The 18,438-nt window shown below is 59.7% G+C and carries 16 protein-coding genes and 1 pseudogene; 3 read left to right on the plus strand and 14 right to left on the minus strand.

Going from position 1 to position 18,438, the window contains the following annotated elements; all coding sequences use genetic code 11:
• Nucleotides 1–67 precede the first annotated feature (67 nt).
• The 6 genes and pseudogenes from SB822_RS21175 to SB822_RS21200 all read right to left on the minus strand — a co-directional run.
• Nucleotides 68–256 (minus strand): annotated as a pseudogene (locus tag SB822_RS21175) (glycosyltransferase family 1 protein); the annotation flags it as partial.
• On the minus strand, nucleotides 253–1,212 hold the full coding sequence (locus SB822_RS21180) for a glycosyltransferase (RefSeq protein WP_410855640.1): 960 nt from the start codon (nucleotides 1,210–1,212) through the stop codon (nucleotides 253–255). The gene SB822_RS21180 and the pseudogene SB822_RS21175, both read right to left, overlap by 4 nt.
• Nucleotides 1,213–1,227: 15 nt before the next feature.
• On the minus strand, nucleotides 1,228–3,423 hold the full coding sequence (locus tag SB822_RS21185) for a polysaccharide biosynthesis tyrosine autokinase (protein ID WP_410855641.1): 2,196 nt from the start codon (nucleotides 3,421–3,423) through the stop codon (nucleotides 1,228–1,230).
• Nucleotides 3,424–3,544: 121 nt separating this feature from the next.
• A complete protein-coding gene (locus SB822_RS21190) occupies nucleotides 3,545–4,720 on the minus strand; it encodes a polysaccharide biosynthesis/export family protein (protein WP_410855558.1) in 1,176 nt (391 codons plus the stop codon).
• Nucleotides 4,714–5,157: a low molecular weight phosphotyrosine protein phosphatase gene (locus SB822_RS21195; protein ID WP_114222767.1), complete on the minus strand. Its 444-nt coding sequence runs from the start codon at nucleotides 5,155–5,157 to the stop codon at nucleotides 4,714–4,716. The genes SB822_RS21190 and SB822_RS21195 overlap by 7 nt, the downstream gene beginning before the upstream one ends.
• A gap of 70 nt (nucleotides 5,158–5,227) precedes the next feature.
• Complete coding sequence (locus SB822_RS21200) at nucleotides 5,228–6,646, minus strand: UDP-glucose dehydrogenase family protein (protein ID WP_410855559.1); 1,419 nt, start codon at nucleotides 6,644–6,646, stop codon at nucleotides 5,228–5,230.
• Nucleotides 6,647–7,197: 551 nt separating this feature from the next.
• Here SB822_RS21200 and SB822_RS21205 point away from each other — a divergent pair.
• The gene (locus SB822_RS21205) at nucleotides 7,198–8,301 is read left to right on the plus strand and encodes an OpgC domain-containing protein (RefSeq protein WP_410855560.1); all 1,104 of its coding nucleotides are present in this window, start codon (nucleotides 7,198–7,200) and stop codon (nucleotides 8,299–8,301) included.
• 75 nt (nucleotides 8,302–8,376) lie between these two features.
• Here SB822_RS21205 and SB822_RS21210 read toward each other — a convergent pair whose 3' ends face one another.
• Nucleotides 8,377–9,462, minus strand: a complete 1,086-nt coding sequence (locus SB822_RS21210) for an AI-2E family transporter (RefSeq protein ID WP_009770246.1) — start codon at nucleotides 9,460–9,462, stop codon at nucleotides 8,377–8,379.
• Nucleotides 9,463–9,840: 378 nt separating this feature from the next.
• Here SB822_RS21210 and SB822_RS21215 point away from each other — a divergent pair, with 378 nt between their 5' ends.
• Nucleotides 9,841–10,128 carry a DUF3331 domain-containing protein gene (locus SB822_RS21215; protein ID WP_007749046.1) on the plus strand — a complete coding sequence of 96 codons (288 nt, stop codon included), beginning with the start codon at nucleotides 9,841–9,843 and terminating at the stop codon, nucleotides 10,126–10,128.
• 41 nt (nucleotides 10,129–10,169) lie between these two features.
• Here SB822_RS21215 and SB822_RS21220 read toward each other — a convergent pair whose 3' ends face one another.
• The 5 genes from SB822_RS21220 to SB822_RS21240 all read right to left on the minus strand — a co-directional run bounded on the left by SB822_RS21220 (nucleotide 10,170) and on the right by SB822_RS21240 (nucleotide 14,701).
• A complete protein-coding gene (locus tag SB822_RS21220) occupies nucleotides 10,170–11,105 on the minus strand; it encodes an alpha/beta hydrolase (protein WP_410855561.1) in 936 nt (311 codons plus the stop codon).
• Nucleotides 11,106–11,156: 51 nt separating this feature from the next.
• Nucleotides 11,157–11,648, minus strand: coding sequence for a thioesterase family protein (locus tag SB822_RS21225; protein ID WP_410855562.1), 492 nt, complete (start codon nucleotides 11,646–11,648; stop codon nucleotides 11,157–11,159).
• An 88-nt stretch (nucleotides 11,649–11,736) separates the two neighbouring features.
• Nucleotides 11,737–12,702 (minus strand): L-carnitine dehydrogenase, encoded by a 966-nt coding sequence (locus SB822_RS21230; protein WP_410855563.1) that lies wholly within the window; start codon nucleotides 12,700–12,702, stop codon nucleotides 11,737–11,739.
• A 43-nt stretch (nucleotides 12,703–12,745) separates the two neighbouring features.
• Nucleotides 12,746–13,675 (minus strand): 3-keto-5-aminohexanoate cleavage protein, encoded by a 930-nt coding sequence (locus SB822_RS21235; protein ID WP_410855564.1) that lies wholly within the window; start codon nucleotides 13,673–13,675, stop codon nucleotides 12,746–12,748.
• A 75-nt stretch (nucleotides 13,676–13,750) separates the two neighbouring features.
• Nucleotides 13,751–14,701, minus strand: a complete 951-nt coding sequence (locus SB822_RS21240) for a choline ABC transporter substrate-binding protein (RefSeq protein ID WP_410855565.1) — start codon at nucleotides 14,699–14,701, stop codon at nucleotides 13,751–13,753.
• Nucleotides 14,702–15,003: 302 nt separating this feature from the next.
• Here SB822_RS21240 and SB822_RS21245 point away from each other — a divergent pair, with 302 nt between their 5' ends.
• The gene (locus SB822_RS21245; RefSeq protein WP_007749066.1) at nucleotides 15,004–15,996 is read left to right on the plus strand and encodes a GlxA family transcriptional regulator; all 993 of its coding nucleotides are present in this window, start codon (nucleotides 15,004–15,006) and stop codon (nucleotides 15,994–15,996) included.
• A 60-nt stretch (nucleotides 15,997–16,056) separates the two neighbouring features.
• Here SB822_RS21245 and SB822_RS21250 read toward each other — a convergent pair whose 3' ends face one another.
• Both SB822_RS21250 and SB822_RS21255 read right to left on the minus strand, forming a co-directional pair.
• Complete coding sequence (locus SB822_RS21250; protein ID WP_035537122.1) at nucleotides 16,057–17,199, minus strand: porin; 1,143 nt, start codon at nucleotides 17,197–17,199, stop codon at nucleotides 16,057–16,059.
• 244 nt (nucleotides 17,200–17,443) lie between these two features.
• A complete protein-coding gene (locus SB822_RS21255; protein WP_410855566.1) occupies nucleotides 17,444–18,409 on the minus strand; it encodes a choline ABC transporter substrate-binding protein in 966 nt (321 codons plus the stop codon).
• Between the last annotated feature and the right edge of the window lie 29 nt (nucleotides 18,410–18,438).

Below are 18,438 nucleotides of genomic sequence, written 5' to 3' on the forward strand. Positions count from 1 at the left end.
TAACAGGGGTGCCGTCACTACCGTTGCGCGTAAACGTCAGATCGGCGCGCGGTACACCGATTTATGCAACAACGCCCTTCAGCGCGCGGCGCACGAGACGTACCGGCTTGCTCTCCTTCGCGTCCTGCGAATAGCTCAACTGGAATTCGTCGGACTCGGCATGGTGGTAGCCATATAGGCAACCAATGTTCTCGCCCGGGCGATAGAAACGCGGATCGGCGCCGTAAAAAAGATGCACGTGGACCTTCGTGGTCATGCGTGCAAACTCGTAGTCGGAGCGCCATTTTTCCGTGACTGCTCGCGGCGCGCCTCACGTCCGCCGATGCGTACTGCCCGCCAACGCGCCACCTTCGCCTGCCTTTCGTTAGAGAGCAATGCGAGCAGTACATGCACCACACCTGGATAGACGCGCGTGCCGATGAGCGCATACCACCACCACGCTACACCGCGATGCAGCGGAGACAAATGGTCTCTCAGCGTCAGATGCAAGTTGTACGCAGCGTTGCACACGGCTACCATGCTCGGCGCGTCTCGACGATCTTCATCAAATCGTTCGGCAGGAAAGTGATCGACCGCTACCTGTGGATCGTAGATCAGTTTCCAGCCGGCGCTCTTCACACTCATGCTGAATGCCATATCGTTATGAACCTGCGCTCCCGATCCGCGCAAACGTGTATCAAAACGAATATTACGAATCGCGTCACGACGGTAGCTCATGTTGGCTCCTTTGAGCACATCGACTTCGCGTGCTTCGCCCGCACCCAGATGATGATTACCAGTAACTTTGCCGGAGAGAGCTATCTTCCCGACAATGGGACGCTCGCCGTACACCACACGGCCCTTCAGATGCATCCAGTCGCGTCCACCGAGCCCACCCAACCCTGGATCCGCACTAAAGGCGGCTTCTATGCGCCGCACCCAATCCGGGCGTGGCGCCGCATCGTCATCAGTGATCGCAATGACATCACCAGTGGCAGCATCCAAGCCGCAATTGAGTGCTGCAACCTGACCGGGCACCTGGCTCAACGCAACGTTAAGCGGAAGCCCGCCTACGACTTCTGGATTCTTCAAACACGCCAAGGTAGCCTCGTCATCCGACCGCGCTACCACTACAACCTCGTCGCATCCGCGCTCCTGCATTCTCAATGCCCGAAGACACCGCACGAGATCCTCCTCCCGACGATAAGTCGGAACCAGCACCGTTATTTTCATCATTCTCATCTCGGGTCAAACTGTAGAGGCGTCCGTGGTCAGGTAGCGATGTACGGCACCGTAGCCGTATCGCCCGGTGGACGGCATACCATTGAAAATCCCCCCCTTCAAATCAACACCCGCCACCTTGAGCCGCTTGATAGCATCGGCGACCTCAATCGGACGATGCATGCCAGATCGCAGGACAAGGAAACTCGCCCCGGCGTGCTCACCGACTAGCGACGCATCTGTGACTGCAAGCACAGGGGGTGTATCGATAAGAATCACGTCGTACAGCGTTTCCAGTTCATGAAGGCAATTGGCGAAACGAGATGACATCAGCAACTCTGCTGGGTTCGAAGGCCGCCGACCACACGAAATGAAATCAAGCCCGTCAAAGCGCGTCTGCCTGATTGCTTCCTCAACTGAAACGCTGCCTGCAAGAAGTTCCGCAAGCCCACCGTCAGCCGCACCACCCACGTAACGCTCGAGCGCCCCCTTACGCATATCCGCATCGATCATCAAAACCGTCTTGCCCGAATTTGCGAGCAGAACGGCCAGATTCACCGTAAGGAAACTCTTACCAACGCCCGGTACGGGCCCCGTCAGCATGACAATCCGATTACGAGCATCGAGCATCGTGAATTGCATCGACGTACGCAAACTACGAAGACTCTCCACGCAAGGGTCCGCTGGATTTGCATGGGCCAACACTGAATAGAGCCCCCCCTTTCCGGTCACGTGGCGGCCACCGGTCTGCACGTGCTGCTCGCTCAACGGCACCATTCCGCAAATAGGCAGTTGGAACATGCGTTCAATGGCCTCCGGATCTTCGATCCCCTTGAAGAGTCTTCTTCGAGCGAGGATCACGACCACACCAAGAATAAGACCTAGCATTGCCGCTGCGGACATGATCAACAGTTTCTTTGGTTTGACCGGCGTGCCAGGTCGAAGCGCCATATCAACTATTTGTGCATTCCCTCCAGTGCCCGCCTTCTGAACCGAGAGTTCTTGCTCACGCGTTAGCACTAACTCGTAAATCGCGGCAGCAACCTTGGCGTCACGCTGCAATTGCACAGCACGTACTTCGGCCTCCGGTAAATCTCGGAAGCGACCTTCATAGCGGTCGCGCTGCGCTGTTAGCTGAGTGATCTGCTCACGTGTAGCTTTAAGTAGCGGATGATCGTCTCCAAATCGTTCCTGAAGCGCTGCAAGTTGCAGATGCATCGCAGACATCTGCTGTTCGTACTCCACACTTCCCGCGAGATAAACCTTAGCTTCCTCGCCTGCAGTGATCGATCCCGATTTCCGTTGATATTGCGCAAGCGCAATCTCGGCCCGGTCAAGCTCTGCTTTCAGGCGTGGCTCCTCGTTTTTCAGGAAAGACAACATGTTCTGAGCGTTAACCTGCTTACTCTGAACATGGCGTCGGAGATACGTTTGCGCCAAATCGTTGGCCGCTTCCGCTGCAAACGCCGGATCATCGCTTTCCATTGACACGTCGACGAGCCCGGTTAACTTTCCCCGCTCCTGCACCGCGACAAATTTCTGGAGGCTGTCAACGGCATCAACGTCATTTATCCGCACGACCCAAAATTGTGTTTCAGGACGAGCGATAAGCTGATTGACGAAAAGCGTGACGCCATTCCCGCTCGATGTCTGCCCCACAGTCCCGCGGACTAGTAGATTTCCGTCCGGATCCCGCAGATCGTATCGGCCATCGGGACGGCTGGTCAGTACTAGTCTTTCCCCTTCGAGCGTGGGCGGAACCTCGACGCTCCTTACGTCTACAAGTTCGCCCCCCCATGCATACGAAGTTAAACCGAGCCATGGATTCGCGGGCCGCCCTGGGGTTGCCAGCTTCGACACCAAGCCCCCAAAAATGGGCATTTTCTTCGACTCAACAGTGATATCGAACTTGAATTTCTTGACAACATCTTTCATCACATCGCGACTCTGCATAATCGCGATTTCCGCATCCGCCGGGAGAGGTGTCATCGCACTTGCGACACTGCTCAACTGCATCAATGCCGGAGCGGCATCGTTTGCCTGTTCGATCTTTATCAACGCGTTTGCGACATAAACCGGTTTCGCGAAAACACAATAGAGGCCACCCAAAGTGAGCACCACCAGTGCCGCTCCGACGAGCCACCAGACATCTTCCGCGATGACGCGCAACAAATCACCGAGGAGAAATTCCTCGTCTGCATCATGTCGCGTACCGGGATTCATGATCCCATTATTTTTCACTTCAACACTCACGGCTTATTCAACGTGTATTGCAATAGGATGGGAAACAAGACCCCTCCGCTTATTAGCTCAATAAAGGCGACACAGATCCGCGTAAGAGCGCCTAGCGCGTGAGCTGCTTCAGATAAAAGAGCGTTTGCAATGTCGGCAATACTTGCTGCAAAACACGATTGAATGTTGTGGATGCTGCTGTTCCGACATATACAACGTCCATCGGCTGAAGCTGGAACTGCGTCGACAACATGATCGAGTCCGGCTGAGTCATGTCAAGATGAAACACATCAGGCGTCGTCGGCTTTTCCTTCATACCTCGCAACACGTATATCTGACGTGGATTTGCGTCGGAATCGAGAATTCCTCCCGCCTGTGTTAGAGCGTCTGCAATTGTCAGGCTCCCCCGGTACATCGAGAGAGGTGCTGGCGTTTTTACCTCCCCCATCACGAAGACGCGGCTGTCGACGCGGTCCGGTACGTTAATGACATCGCCTGACCGCAAAAGAACATCCTGCGACATATCACCTCGATCCAGCATCCGATTTGCGTCAAGCACGTATAACTGCTTCTTACGAACGAGACGAATCCGTTGCAAGTCGGCATCGGTAGTAGTCCCTCCCGAACGCGTAATTGCATCGACCAGGGTAAGTGGAACGTCGCTGACAGCCAAAGGCCCAGGAGCCTTCACCTGCCCTGTTACTTGCACCTTTTGGCTGCGAAACGAAAGCACACGAACATCGACTTGTGGATTCCTGACAAAACGCACAAGACTCGTCGCCACCTGATCGCGAATTTGACCAACGGTCTTGCCGGCAACCTGCAGGCGCCCTGAAAACGGAATGAAAATGGTGCCATCGGCCGCTACCGTCTGACCGTATGGATCTGCCTGCCCCGGTAACGCCGTGGTGTACGGCTGCTGCAAGGTTGCGGCAAGCGTTTGAGTCGTGTTACCACCGGATGAGAAGGACGTGATTGTCGGCGTGGTCAGTTCGGGGTGGTCCCATACCGTGACTCCCAGAATGTCCTGCGGCTGAACGTGATACACGTAGCGCCCAGAGCTTGCGAGCTGATCGGCCGTTGCCCGCTGCACCCGTTCGACTTCTGAACGGGACCGTGCCTGCTCCACGATTAGCCCGCCATCGATCGCCCTTACTGGGTAGACTTCCGAAGTCTGGGCAGACGACTGCTCTTTGAGCCGCGACGTATCGAGATAATTGCCCGGTGCAGTCATACACGCCGAAAGAAACGGCACAATGACAAGACTCGCAAAGTATTGCTTCAACATATACGTTCAATCCAACCCGCCGCCAATCGCTCAATCAGAGTTAAGGATGCGCGATATGACGACTCCGACTTACCATGAGGATCGACAACGTCGATCTCTTCCCAATTGCCCAATGCAAACACCTTGCCCCGAGCAGTGCGATCGATCGCTTCCACCAGGCCGATCTGATTTCGCTCCGCAACGAGTATGAGATCCGCTTCGCGCACCATACCGATGTTCAAGCGTCTCGAACGGTGTGGCGCAACCGACAGTCCCTGTGCCACCAGCAGGTTTTTCATAACTACATCCATCCCCATTCCCTCGAACGCACGAACGCCCGCCGAGTGATAGGTCACCGGCTTACAGGACATTCTCGGATGCAACGACTTGAAGACCACCTCTGCCGCAGGTGAACGACAAATATTTGCGTAGCACACGATCAATACGTTGGAAAACATGGTCAGGACTCTTTTCTCAACTCGATCTGATTGCGGTGAAAGGCGGTCATTGCACTAACTTTTCAATCGACTAGACGGATTGCCCATCGGCGTATTGTTCTGAGGAGCGACGTTCAATACTTCGCCGTCCAACCGAGTGATAGTCGATGCCAAGCTCGGACATCGCCTCGGGTTCATACAGATTGCGGCCGTCGAAAACCAACGGCGTCTTGAGCTCGGACTTCAGATGCATGAAATCCGGGCTCTTGAATTCCTTCCATTCGGTCACGATGACGAGCGCATCGGCGCCCGCAAGCGTCTCGTCCTGCGTGTTCGCGAAATGCAGGCGTGCTTGCTGGTCCGGTGTGCTGGCCAGATCGAGTGCGAAAACGCGCTTAGCTTCCGATGTCGCGACGGGATCGTACGCGCGCACCGTCGCGCCGCGCGCGAGCAGTTGCGCGATCACGCGGCGGCTCGGCGCTTCACGCATGTCGTCGGTATTTGGCTTGAACGACAGACCCCACACGGCGAACGTACGGCTGCTCAGATCGTCGCCGAGCGCGCCCGTGATCTTGCGCACCAGGACTTCCTTCTGCTCGTGGTTCACCTCTTCGACGGCTTCGAGAATGCGCAGGTTGTGGCCCATCTCACTGCCCGTTCGGATCAGCGCCTGCACGTCCTTCGGGAAACACGAACCGCCGTAACCGACGCCCGCGTACAGGAAGTGATAGCCGATGCGCGGATCCGAGCCGATGCCGCGGCGCACCGCTTCGATGTCCGCGCCGACGGTGTCGGCCAGATTCGCCATCTCGTTCATGAACGAGATGCGCGTGGCGAGCATCGCGTTGGCCGCGTATTTCGTGAATTCGGCCGAGCGCACGTCCATGTACAGCGTGCGCTCGTGATTGCGGTTGAACGGCGCGTAGAGGCGGCGGATCTTCTCGCGCGCCTTGTCGCCGTCTTCGTCATTGTCGACACCGACGACGATGCGATCAGGACGCATGAAGTCGTCGACAGCTGCGCCTTCCTTGAGGAACTCCGGATTCGACACGATCGAAAAGCGATGCTGCGCGCTATCCGCGAGACCGCGCTTCTCAAGCTCTTCCGCGATCACCGCGCGCACGCGCTGCGCGGTGCCGACGGGCACCGTCGACTTGTCGACGATCACCTTGAAGCCGTTCATCGTGCGGCCGATGTTGCGGGCCGCTTCGAGCACGTATTGCAGGTCGGCGGAGCCGTCTTCGTCGGGCGGCGTGCCCACGGCGATGAACTGGATCTCGCCGTGCGCGACACTCGCTTCGACATCGGTCGAAAACGTGATGCGCCCCGCTGCGCGCGAACGCGCGATGATCTCCGGCAGGCCCGGTTCGTGAATCGGCATGCCGCCGTTGTTGAGAATGTCGATCTTGCGTGGATCGACATCCAGACAGAAAACGTCGTTGCCGACTTCGGCAAGACATGCGCCCGTGACAAGGCCTACGTAACCCGTGCCGATTATGGTGATTTTCATACGCGCCTAGCTATTCCTTGCGTCCAATGCGGCGGGGTGCGCAAAAGCACGCCGCTCGCCAAAGTGCCGCGCCTCGACGCGCGCAAATCCAGTTGGGCTTTACTTCGCTTCAGTTGCCCGTGCGAAGAACAAAGGGGCGGACCGACTTCGCCAACCCGCCCCCAAAGACCCGCCAGCATACGAACCCACCCACCACCTTTCCCGCCAATACCCGAACCGTTTTCGCCAACCCCCATCTCATATTTCAGACCGGACATCGCCCGCCCCAACCACGTTCCCAACAAAAACACAATCAGGATGAACTCTGAGAGATAATGTCGGTCCACATGGGGTCGTGCGGCGATTCCTCGTTCGGTCCCTATGTTGCAAAACCTCATAGAAACCGCCACGAACCAACGCCGCCTACCGCGCCAAAGCGCTCCTACGCCCACCGCAGGGACCGCGACCAGCGCAACAGCCACAAAGCAACACCCCAAATTCCAGCCTCACCGAGCCCGCGCTGCGCGTCACCCGCGCACCGTCTCGCGGAGGCGTTTTCACCGAAAAAACGCATGCAGGCATCCAAAAACCGTCTGATCGAACTGGATTTCTTCCGAGGGCTAGTTCTTGTATTTATCGTCGTCGACCACATCGGCGGCAGCATCGTTTCGCGCGCGACGCTGCACGCGTACGCGCTGTGCGACGCGGCCGAAGTCTTCGTCTTCCTCGGTGGATTCGCGACGGCCACGGCCTACGCGTCGCTCGCGAAGCGCCACACGGAAGCCGACGCGCGCAACCGCTTCTTCAAGCGTTCGCTCGAGCTGTATAGGGCGTTTCTGATTACGGCCGTCCTGATGCTGCTCGTAAGCGCCGTGATGAGCGCGTTCAGCATCGACGCGCCCAACATGGCCACGACCGATCTCGACGACATGATGGACACGCCCACCGCGGTCCTGCGCGACATCCTGCTGTTCCGTCGCCAGCCGTATCTGGCATCGGTGCTGCCCATGTACGCGTTCTTCGCGTTCGCCGTGCCCGCCATCCTGCCGCTCGCGCGCAGCAAGCCGTGGCTGCTGCTGGCGGGCAGCCTCGCCGTGTGGTCGATTGCGCCGTCGCTGCTGCCGCATCTGCCCGTTGCGGAAGACGCGCAATGGGACTTCAACCCCTTCGCGTGGCAGTTGATGTTCGTGCTCGGCGTGATCGCGCAGACGCAGCCCGTCTATCAGCGCGCGAGTGCGCACCGCCACGGGTGGCTATTGACAGTGCTCGCCTGCGGCATCGTTGCGGCTGCCGCCTGGTTCAAGCTGTTCGTGGAAGTGGGGCCGCTGGACAGCAGCCTGAAACAGAATCTGTCGTGGCTGCGCGCGGTGAATTTCCTCGCGATCGCATGGCTCGTCGCGAATATGGTGCGCATCGGCTGGGCGAGAGCGCTCGCGCAGCGCTTGCCGTGGGTAGGACTCGTCGGGCGCAAGGGCCTCTTGTGCTTCGTCGCGGGGACGGTGATCTCGCTTGTCGTCGACTCGCTGCTCTACACGGCCACCGACGGCTATCTGAATATACCGCTCGGCCTCGTCGCCGACGCCGTCGCGATCGGCTCGCTATTCGCCGTCGCCAAGGTATCGGTGCCGATCTCGCGCGTGCTGACGCTGCGCCTGCGCGGCTCGGGCCCCGCCTGAAATCCGCGATCAGGCAGTTACGCGAGCCTGACTAAACTAAACACTGCATCAGGAAAGCCACATCGGTCGAACGCATCAGCGCTCGACCCACTCGGTCCATAGCACCATCAGCACCGTCATCAGCGCCGGGCCGACGAATAGCCCGAGCAGCCCGAACGTCTCCGCGCCGCCGAGAATCCCGAACAGCACGAGCAGAAACGGCAGCCGCGCGGAACTGCCGATCAGCACCGGTCGCACGAAGTGCTCGGCGACAAACGCGACGACGAAGCCGAACACAGCAAGGCCAATCGCAGGAACGAGCGCGCCTTGCTCGATGAAGAGCCAAAGCGCCGCGCCGCAGAATACGATCGGCGCGCAAAACGGCAGCATCGCCGCGATCGCCGTGACGAAACCGAGCAGCGCCGCGTGCGGGACGCCCGTCAGCATATACGCGAGCAGCAGCAGCGCGCCCTCGCCGATCCCGACGACCACCAGCCCCGACACCGTCCCGCGCACGGCCGCCGCCATCCGTTCGGCGAGATGCATGCCGTCATAGCCGAACGCGCGCCGCATACCCTTCATCAATTCGCCCGACAGCTTCGGCCCCGCCTGAAAGATCACGAACAGCGTGACGAGCATGAAGCCGAACAGCATCAGCGCGTGCGCGGCCCGGGCGCCGAAATGCCGGCCAAACGTGACGACAGCGCCGCCGTGCAAGCCCTTCATCGCGGGCGAATCGCGCAGCGGCTGCGTCAGGTTGTCCTGCCACCAGGCCCCTATCTGCGCTGCGCCAAACGGCAGATGTTGGACGAAGTCCGGCAACGGAATGCCGTTCTCCTGCACGTCGCGCGCCCATTCGATCACGTCGTGCGCCTCGGCCGCCGCCTGCGCAATCCCGATCCCGACAGGCAGCAGAAACAGCAAGCCGATGGCAATGGTCAGAACGGTCGCGATCAGCGTCGAGCGCCCCTTGAACAGCCTGTGCTCTTCGATCCGGTGAAACGCCGGCCACAGCGCAATCGCGATCACGCAAGCCCACGCAATGGCCGGCACGAAATCACGGATCACCCAGATCGCCAGCGCCACCATCACGGCATACAGCGCGGCCGAAGCGATCCGCTGCACTTTGCGGCGATTCGGCATGTCGGCCTCGGATGGAACGTCGGGCGGGCGCTGATTCATGTGACCTCGTGATGGACTCGATGCGCGTTCAACGACCGCGCATCACAATGATGGGGCGGGCAAACATCGTCAGCAGATGCACGCATGCGCGGTGCCTGCGCACGCTCGCCACGGCGTTGCCAAACCGTTCATCTTAAAGGATGCAACGATTGCCGGCAGACCACGCAAACGGTCCGGCCCTTTTCTGCCGTTCATACAACAGTTCGTTGCATATTTGCGTGTAATCGATATAACGAGCCGCAAAACCGCTTTATACCGTCCGCGTGCATACCCAGGACCCGATTATTGCTAAATCGGGAACAGTGTTTCTACGCGAGCACAATGGCTCTCACGCGCGCGCGGGTCTAAATTCGGCACACCACAAATACGGAGCCGACCATGACCACCCTGGAGTGTTTACCGTTGATGGGCGCTAACGGGTTGCGCATCGAGATTCTCGAACACTCTGACACGACGCTGGTAATCCGCTGGATCGAACCCGGCCGCTGCCACTATGGCGAGCAACGCTGGCGCCGTCGCTCGGCGCATACGTCCGGCACGTGCGCCGTTTCGCGCAGAAAGATCCGGCGGGGCGACGCCGTCTTCAAGCCAGCCGAACGTCCCGCTCCCGCGAACGCCTCTGCCATGATCGCGGCCGAAGTGCTCGAGCACGCATTCGCTGCATAACCGACGTTTCTTGCAACAATCGGCAGTCGGCGTTCCCGACGTCAACCGGCAGCGTGTTCGACGAGGAAGCGGCACACTTCGCGATGCATCCATTGCACGCCGGGACTCGTCGCCAGCGCGCGCCACGATCCGTGCACGAGGCCGATGCCGACGGGCGCAGTCGCCTGCCCTCCCACGGCACGGATGCGTTCTGCAAAGACGCGGGCATCGTCGCGCAATGGATCGTGCTCGACGCCGATCGCAAGCGTCGGCGGCAATCCATCATAGCGTGATGCTTCGAGCGGAACGGTCCACGCGTAACCGTGTGCCTGGCCGCCCCAATACAGCGCGCTGCAGCGTCGCACGTCGGCAAGCGTGAGCATCGGTGCATCGGCTTCCGAGTTGCGCGCGGGCAATTGCGGTTCGATGCCCAGCATCGGATAAACCAGGGCGACGCTGCGCACGCCCGCTTTCCCCTCGTCGCGCAGACGCATCGCAACACTCGCCGCGAGCGTACCGCCCGCGCTGTCGCCTGCCAGCTGCAGCGAACGCGGCAATGGGCCGAACGGCAGGCTACCGTCGAGCGCGGCGCGCGTGACGGCGAGGCAATCGTCGTGAGCGGCGGGCGCGGCGTGCTCCGGCGCGAGCCGATAATCGACAGCCACCACACACAACCCTGTATCCGCCGCGATGCGCGCCGTGATCAGATCGTGACTGTCGAGCGATCCGACGACGAACCCGCCGCCATGAAAATACAGCACCGTGCCCATCGACCGCGCGCGATCAGCGGGCGCGTACAGACGCACGTCGAACGTGCGCTCATCGGGCGATGTGAAAGGCGCGTCGTGAGTCGTCACGCCATCGGGCAATGGCGGCGTGAACGCGGCGGCGTACCGTTCGTACACCGCCCGCTGTTCGGCAAACGTCGATGCAGATCGATCGCGCGGATAAAGACTCTTCGTGCGCTCGACGAATGCAACCATCTCGGGTTCGAGCATGTCGCGTGCTCCGCTTAGGTTTTCTGATTATGCACGCGAATGCGCGGGGCGCTATTTGCGCGCTTGCCCCGGCAAGCCAATCACGCGCCCAGCGTATCGCGGCGCAGGCAGCGCCGCTTGCGCATCGACGAGCGCGCGCACGCGCGCCTCGACATCGCTGTCGAACACCTCTGAACGCGGCCCGCTGGTATCGACGTGCAACAGCATCTGCTCGCCCGCCGCGACAGCTTCAGCGCCATCGCCAGCGAACATTTCGAGGTACAGGTGCATGCGCTTGGCGTCATGCGCGAGTACGCGCATCTCGACCCGCACTCGGGCGCCTTCCTTGATTTCGTGCAGATAGTGGATGTGCGCTTCGAGCGTATAGATCGAGCGGCCACGCGCTTTGCGCACTGCATCGTCGAGGCCGATCTGGTCGATCAGCGCATCGGTGGCGAAACTGAAAATCAGCATATAGAACGCGTCGCGCAGATGGCCGTTGTAATCGACCCACTCGGCGCGCACGACGTCGTGATACGCAGGCAATTCCGCGTGTCGCGGCATGGCGAATGTCTCCGTCGCTTTGAATGAGGTACTGCACGCGCGGGACATCTGTTTTGACGCCCCGCACACGCACAGATATTACTCGACCTTATTCGTCGGCACGCAAGCCATGACGCGCTTTCGTTTCCGCAATCGCGGACAGCACGTTCGTGATGCATTCGTCGCGGTAGCGTTCGAGCTGCTTGATCGAACGCGGACCGACCTGCTCCGCCGTTCCGTCCACCACGCGATCGATCAGCTGATCCGTCAGCTTCGGCGCGACGAGTTTCGTCCACGGCAATTCCAGCGCGGGCCCGAATTGCTGCATGAAATGCCGCATGCCTGCGTCGCCGCCAGCGAGCGTATAAGTGAGGAACGTCCCCATGAACGACCAGCGGATGCCCGCGCCAAAGCGGATCGCATCGTCGATTTCCCCTGTCGTCGCGACGCCTTCGTCGACCAGATGCAGCGCCTCGCGCCACAGCGCTTCGAGCAGGCGGTCGGCGATAAAACCCGGCACTTCCTTGCGCACATGGAGCGGCCGCATGTCGAGCGCGCGATAGATGCTCATTGCGGCGTCGACGGTCGAAGGCGCGGTTTGCTCACCGCCCAACACTTCGACAAGCGGCAACAGATAAACAGGATTGAACGGATGCCCGACGATACAGCGCTCCGGATGCAACGCGCGCGCATAGAAATCAGTCGGCAGCAGGCCCGATGTCGATGATGCGATGATCGCATCGGGCTTCGCGGCGCGGCTGATCTGTTCATGCAACGCAAGCTTCAATTCCTCGCGCTCAGGCGCGCTTTCCTGAATGAAGTCGGCATCCGCGACGCACGCTTCAATCGTGTTCACGAAACGCAGACGCTCTTGCGAAGCCCCCGCCGCGAGTCCGACGCGTTCGAGCGCGGGCCACGCGTTCGCGACATTGTCGCGCAATTGCTTCTCCGCGCCCGGCGCGGGGTCCCATGCAATGACGTCGAGCCCATGCGCGAGCGCGCGCGCCACCCAGCCGCTGCCGATCACACCTGCGCCGATTGCTGCAAAAGTCTTGATATCCGTAATCACTGCCATTGCCGATGATCCTCTGGAATGATTCAAAGCGTTATACGAACTGCTAGGCGAACTGTTCTGCAGCGCGCCGTTCGAGCAACCGTTCGCCGCGTGCGGGCAAGCCGAGTTTCTTACGGCCTTCCGCCGGTGTCAGCGCGCGGCCGCCAAGCCGTTCGATAATCTCAACGGCGCGCGTCACAAGCGAGCCATTGCTCGCAGGCACGCCCTTGTCGAGCCAGATGTTGTCTTCGAGACCTACGCGCACGTTACCGCCGAGCAGCATCGCCTGCGCGACCATCGGCATCTGCATCCGGCCGATGCCGAAGCCCGCCCATTGCGCGCCGGGGGGCAGGTTGTCGACCATGGCCTTCATCGTCGTCGTATCGGCGGGTGCACCCCACGGAATGCCGAGGCACAGCTGAAACAGCGGCGGCGCATCGAGCAGGCCTTCTTTCAGCAATTGATTGGCGAACCACAGGTGGCCCGTATCGAAGATCTCCAGTTCCGGCTTGACGCCGAGTTCCTGGATGCGCTTCGCGCCCGCCCGCAATTGAGCTGGCGTCGATACGTAGATATAGTCGCCGTCGCCGAAATTGAGCGTGCCGCAATCGAGTGTGCAGATCTCCGGCAAAAGCTCTTCAACGTGGGCAAGCCGCGTCAGGCCGCCGACCAGATCGGTGCCCGCGCCGAAGCGCATCGGATCTTCGCCGGGACCGATCTCCAGGTCCCCGCCCATGCCTGCCGTCAGATTGATGATGACGTCCGTATCCGCGGAGCGAATACGGTCGACGACCTCGCGGTACAGATTCGGATCGCGGCTGCCGCGTCCCGTTTTCGGATCGCGGACATGGCAATGCGCGACGGTTGCGCCGGCTTTTGCGGCTTCGATCGCGGCATCGGCGATCTGTTTCGGCGTGACGGGAATGGCGGGATGCCTGCCGACGGTGTCGCCTGCACCCGTGACAGCGCAGGTCACGATCACTTCATGGTTCATGCGTGCAATTCCTGTTAACTGTGGGATCTGAATGATTGCAATGGAAAAGTACTTTCCGTATTCGAATGTCAAATCTCAAAGACCGAGATAAGCCTTCACGGCAGGCAAGCCATCCTTGCCGTCATACGTCTTGACGCCTGCGAGCCATTCGTCGAGTACTTGCGGATTCTTTTTCAAATATGCTTTCGCGGCTTCGGTGGGTTTCTCCTTGTTCATCACCGACTGCATCACGACGTTCTCGAGCTGCGTGGTAAAGCGAAGATTGCTTACGAGTTTTCCCGCGTTCGGGCAACGCGTCAGAAAGTCCGGTGAAGTCAGCGTATAAACACGCGCTTCGCCATCGTTCGGACCGAATACGCCTTCGCTCCCGCTCAGGTACTTCATATCGAGCTGAATGTTCATCGGATGCGGCTGCCAGCCGAGAAAGACCACCCATTTCTTCTCGCGCACCGCGCGGTCAACGGTCACGAGCATGCCCGCCTCGCTTGATTCGATCAGCTTGAATCCACCCAGACCGAACTGATTGGTCGCAATCATCTTCTGGATTGCGGCATTCGCACTGCTGCCCGGCTCGATGCCATAGATCTTTCCGTCGAGTTCCGCGCGATGCTTCGCGATATCTGCGAAAGTTTTCAGTCCCGCGTCGTATTCGTAAGTGGGCACGGCAAAGGTCGCCCTCGCGCCCGTCAGATTAGGCGGCTGCAAGACGTTGATCGACTTCGCGTCGACGAACGGCGTAATCGCCTTTTCCTGCACGGGCCACCAGTAGCCGAGCGAGACGTCGAGCTGCTTGCTCTTCAATCCCGCAAACGAGATCGGCACGGATGCCACCGTCGTCACCGGCTGATAACCAAGCCCTTCGAATACCGTCGACGCGAGCGCCGTCGTCGACGTGATGTCGGTCCAGCCGATGTCCGCGAAATGGACGGCGCGGCAGCTCGGCGGGTCCTGCGCGAGCGCGGGCAGCGACAGTGCGGCCAGAAGGCCGGCAAGGCATGCGGAAACGGCTTTGATGATCAACTTCATGACGATCCCCTTCGACACAGCTCGTAATGTTCTAGAACGCCCACTTGGCAGGCGGCGAGTAAGACGACCCTGGAAAGACGCGATGTGCATTAAAGGTACAAATCCATATTCCGGCAAAATCGACTATCAGCGACCCGTTCTTGCTTACGCGCGACCATGAGGGAAAACCAGCATGCGCCGACGCGATTGGTGCGCTGCGCCATACGAGCATGGATTTTTGTCGGCTTGCCGCATTGCATGCTGCTTGCTACGCTCGCCGGATTCGACGAATCCGGCCAACCTGACATCCAGAAGATCGAGCGATGCCCGAAGACATTTCGTTTCTGCTGCTGCCGGGCTTTTCGGCTCTTGGCTTCATGTCGGCTATCGAGCCTTTGCGCGTCGCGAACCGTTTTCGCGAGAACCTTTACCGCTGGCATATCCTAAGCGTGGACGGCGCGCCCGTCGCCGCGAGCAACGGCATTTCGATGAATGCCGAAGCCGCATTCGGCGATGTCGATCACGCCCGAACGGTCTTTATCGTCGCGGGGTTCGATCCGCTTGCGTGCTACAGCCGCGCGCTCGGCGACTGGCTCCGGCGGCTCGACCACGCGCACGCGACGCTCGGCGGCATCGACACGGGCGCCTTTATTCTGGCCGAAGCGGGACTGCTGCGCGCAACCGACAGCGTGACCCTGCATTGGGAAGCGCTCTCCGCATTCCGCGAGCGATACCCGTCGGTGGATGCGAGCGAAGAGCTATTCGAGATCGGCGCGCGGCGCATCACGTGCGCGGGTGGCACCGCTTCGATCGACATGATGCTCGACCTGATCTCCCGCAGTCACGGCGCGGCGCTCGCTTCGTCGATCTCCGAACAATTCGTCGTGAGCCGCATTCGCCAGCGCTCCGATCATCAGCGCATGGAAATCGCCGCGCGTTACGGCGTGCACAACCGCAAGCTGATTCAGGTGATCGGCGTGATGGAACAGAACATGGAAGAACCGCTCGCGCCCGCCGATCTCGCGCAGGAAATCGGCGTCACGCGCAGGCAACTGGAGCGGCTTTTCTGTTCATCGCTAAAGGACACGCCGACGCATTTCTATCTGCAATTGCGGCTGGATCGCGCGCGCGAGCTTTTGAGGCAGACGGATATGTCGATTACGGCAATTTGCGTCGCGTGCGGATTCGAGTCGCCGTCGCACTTCTCGCGGACCTATCGCGCGCGGTTCGGCGCGAGTCCGCGCAGCGACCGGAGTCCGCTGCGCCATACTGCCGGTGGCAATGCGAATACGACACTGGAGACCGCAGTGCCTTGAATGTAGTGTCGTTTGATCGATTTGCGTTGCCCTTTGCGAACAAGGCAAATCAAACAGGCATCAGAACGAGTGCCGCATACCGATACGCACATCGGCCTGTGTCGTCGTGGTGGACGGCGTGAAGCTATAGCCGATCACTGCATCCACGCCGCTCGACGCCTTCAGATAATCGCCTGAAATATAGACGTCCGTGCGCTTGGACAGCAGATAGTGCGCGCCCAGCGAGCCCTGATTCCAGTGATGCCCTTCGAAGTTCGTGTACTGGTAGCCGCCGATCACGCTGAACGCCGGCGTCACCTGCCAGCTCGCGCCGCCTTCACCCACCTTCATGTGCGACGTGACGCCCAGGCCCTTGATCGTCGTATAGGTGAAGTTGCCCATCAGCGTCACGTCGCCGATCGCATAGCTCGAGCCGATGCCGAAGGTACCCTGTTTGTCGACGGGAAACGGATTACTCGAATAGAGATCGGTTATCGCGCCTGTCGCCGGATCGACGGTCACCGTCGGCTGGCCAAGGAAAGTGTGCACGCCGAGCATCGCGTACGGATCGAAGGCGTAGATGCCGTGCGGATTGTTCAGCTGCGTGTAGGCGGCGCCCATCGTGAACGGTCCATTCGCATAATGCGCGCCGACGCTCCATGCGCTGTCCTGGTGGAAATCGCCTGCGACGTTGCCGAACGAGTACATGCCGCCGAACATGAAGCCGGCGAATTCATTCGACAGGAACTTCACCGAATTGGGCAGACGGTCGCCATTGAAGCGGTCGAAGTCGCCCTGGTGAATCGCATAGCCACTCGCCCACGCCGAGATGTTGTACAGGTACACCATCTCTTCCGTCATATCCAGCTGATTGCCGAACGACAGCGTACCCCACTGGTTCTTCAGCCCCACATACGCCTGACGTCCGAATAACGCGCTGCCGAAGCCCAGTTGCCCATTGCCGAGGTGAAAGCCGCTTTCGAGCACGAACACCGCCTGCAAGCCGCCGCCCAGATCTTCCGTGCCCTTGACGCCGAAGCGATTGCCGTATGAGATGCCGTCGTCGAACTTGACGACGTGCGCGCCGCCAGTATTGTTGACCCAGGTAATGCCCGCGTCGACGATCCCATACAACGTGACACTGCTCTGCGCGTGACTCGCGTTCGATATTCCAGCGAGCGCGAGCGCGACGCCTGTCAGTGCTGCGGCATTCAGCTTTTTCATTGTGTGGTTCTCTCTTGCCTGACTCCGAGGGGGATAGGGATGCGAAGCTGCCTTCGCGGCTTGTGCAATTCGCACGACGATGAATGCACAGTACAAATCCATTTTTCAGGCAACTCGACCAAACACGACGTACTTTGGTCTGTTAGCGACACACACACAACAAAAGGAACACGCGTACCGCATAAGAAAAGCGCGCGGCCCCTTGCGGAACCGCGCGCCATTTGACAGTCCCGACAATGCCGGTTCAATGAATGCCGAGTTGCGCCTGCACTGCCTGCAATCCGTCACTGCCATTCGTGGTCGTCACGCCTTTGAGCCATGCATTTAACAAAGCGGGATTGCCTTTCAGTGCATTCAACGCCGCGGTATTGATATCCACCTTGTTTTGCAGCACATTCGTGATGATCTGGTTTTCCAGATCGACATTGAATGTCAATTGTTGAAAGAGCCTGGCGAGATTCGTGCATTGCCCGGAAAAACCCGCGCGCGTTACCGTATTCACCGTCGCGCCACCGTAGTTCGGGCCGAAGTACGTGTCACCGCCCGACAGATAGGTCAAATGGAATTTCGTGTTCATCAGATGCGGTTCCCAGCCAAGAAACACGATCCATTGCTTGTCTCGCACCGCGCGCTCGACCTGCGTCAGCATCCCCGTTTCACTCGATTCGACGATCTTCCAGTCGCCGAGACCAAATGCCTTATCGGAAATCATCTTCTTGATGTTCTGATTGGCGGGCGCACCTGGCTCGATGCCATAGATCTTTCCATTGAACTGGTCGGCGTGCTTGACGAGATCGGCGAATGAATGCACGCCCGCGGCGGCGACATAGTCGGGAACGGCAAGCGTGAATTTCGCATTGGTCAGATTCGCATGCAGCACGTCGATCGAACGTTCATCGACGAACGGCTTGACGAGCGGACCTTGCGCGGGCATCCAGTTGCCGAGAAACACGTCGATTTGCCCTTTTTTCAGGCCCTGATACGTGATCGGCACCGACAGGTTCGACACGTTCTGCTGATAGCCGAGCGCCTTCAATAGCACGCCTGTGACCGCGTTGGTCGCATCGATATCGGTCCAGCCGGGGTCGGCCATGCGGACTTGCGTGCAGCTTTGGGGCTCTGCTGCATGCGACGATCCTGTCATTGCAATGCCGCATGCAGCAAGCATCAATGCGGCCTTCGCAAGCGAACTTCTCCAGCGTATGTTCATCGTGGACTCCCGTATTGAAGATTTCTCTC

The sequence above is a fragment of the Paraburkholderia sp. SIMBA_054 genome (assembly GCF_046534875.1).
GTDB lineage: Bacteria > Pseudomonadota > Gammaproteobacteria > Burkholderiales > Burkholderiaceae > Paraburkholderia > Paraburkholderia hospita.

Coding starts and splice junctions, on each gene's coding strand:
- SB822_RS21240 (WP_410855565.1), bottom strand. CDS start 14,701: ATGAAGTTGATCATCAAAGCCGTTTCCGCATGCCTTGCCGGCCTTCTG.
- SB822_RS21190 (WP_410855558.1), bottom strand. CDS start 4,720: ATGTTGAAGCAATACTTTGCGAGTCTTGTCATTGTGCCGTTTCTTTCG.
- SB822_RS21205 (WP_410855560.1), top strand. CDS start 7,198: ATGCAGGCATCCAAAAACCGTCTGATCGAACTGGATTTCTTCCGAGGG.
- SB822_RS21180 (WP_410855640.1), bottom strand. CDS start 1,212: ATGAAAATAACGGTGCTGGTTCCGACTTATCGTCGGGAGGAGGATCTC.
- SB822_RS21250 (WP_035537122.1), bottom strand. CDS start 17,199: ATGAAAAAGCTGAATGCCGCAGCACTGACAGGCGTCGCGCTCGCGCTC.
- SB822_RS21245 (WP_007749066.1), top strand. CDS start 15,004: ATGCCCGAAGACATTTCGTTTCTGCTGCTGCCGGGCTTTTCGGCTCTT.
- SB822_RS21185 (WP_410855641.1), bottom strand. CDS start 3,423: ATGAATCCCGGTACGCGACATGATGCAGACGAGGAATTTCTCCTCGGT.
- SB822_RS21255 (WP_410855566.1), bottom strand. CDS start 18,409: ATGAACATACGCTGGAGAAGTTCGCTTGCGAAGGCCGCATTGATGCTT.
- SB822_RS21215 (WP_007749046.1), top strand. CDS start 9,841: ATGACCACCCTGGAGTGTTTACCGTTGATGGGCGCTAACGGGTTGCGC.
- SB822_RS21225 (WP_410855562.1), bottom strand. CDS start 11,648: ATGCCGCGACACGCGGAATTGCCTGCGTATCACGACGTCGTGCGCGCC.
- SB822_RS21220 (WP_410855561.1), bottom strand. CDS start 11,105: ATGCTCGAACCCGAGATGGTTGCATTCGTCGAGCGCACGAAGAGTCTT.
- SB822_RS21230 (WP_410855563.1), bottom strand. CDS start 12,702: ATGGCAGTGATTACGGATATCAAGACTTTTGCAGCAATCGGCGCAGGT.
- SB822_RS21200 (WP_410855559.1), bottom strand. CDS start 6,646: ATGAAAATCACCATAATCGGCACGGGTTACGTAGGCCTTGTCACGGGC.
- SB822_RS21195 (WP_114222767.1), bottom strand. CDS start 5,157: ATGTTTTCCAACGTATTGATCGTGTGCTACGCAAATATTTGTCGTTCA.
- SB822_RS21210 (WP_009770246.1), bottom strand. CDS start 9,462: ATGAATCAGCGCCCGCCCGACGTTCCATCCGAGGCCGACATGCCGAAT.
- SB822_RS21235 (WP_410855564.1), bottom strand. CDS start 13,675: ATGAACCATGAAGTGATCGTGACCTGCGCTGTCACGGGTGCAGGCGAC.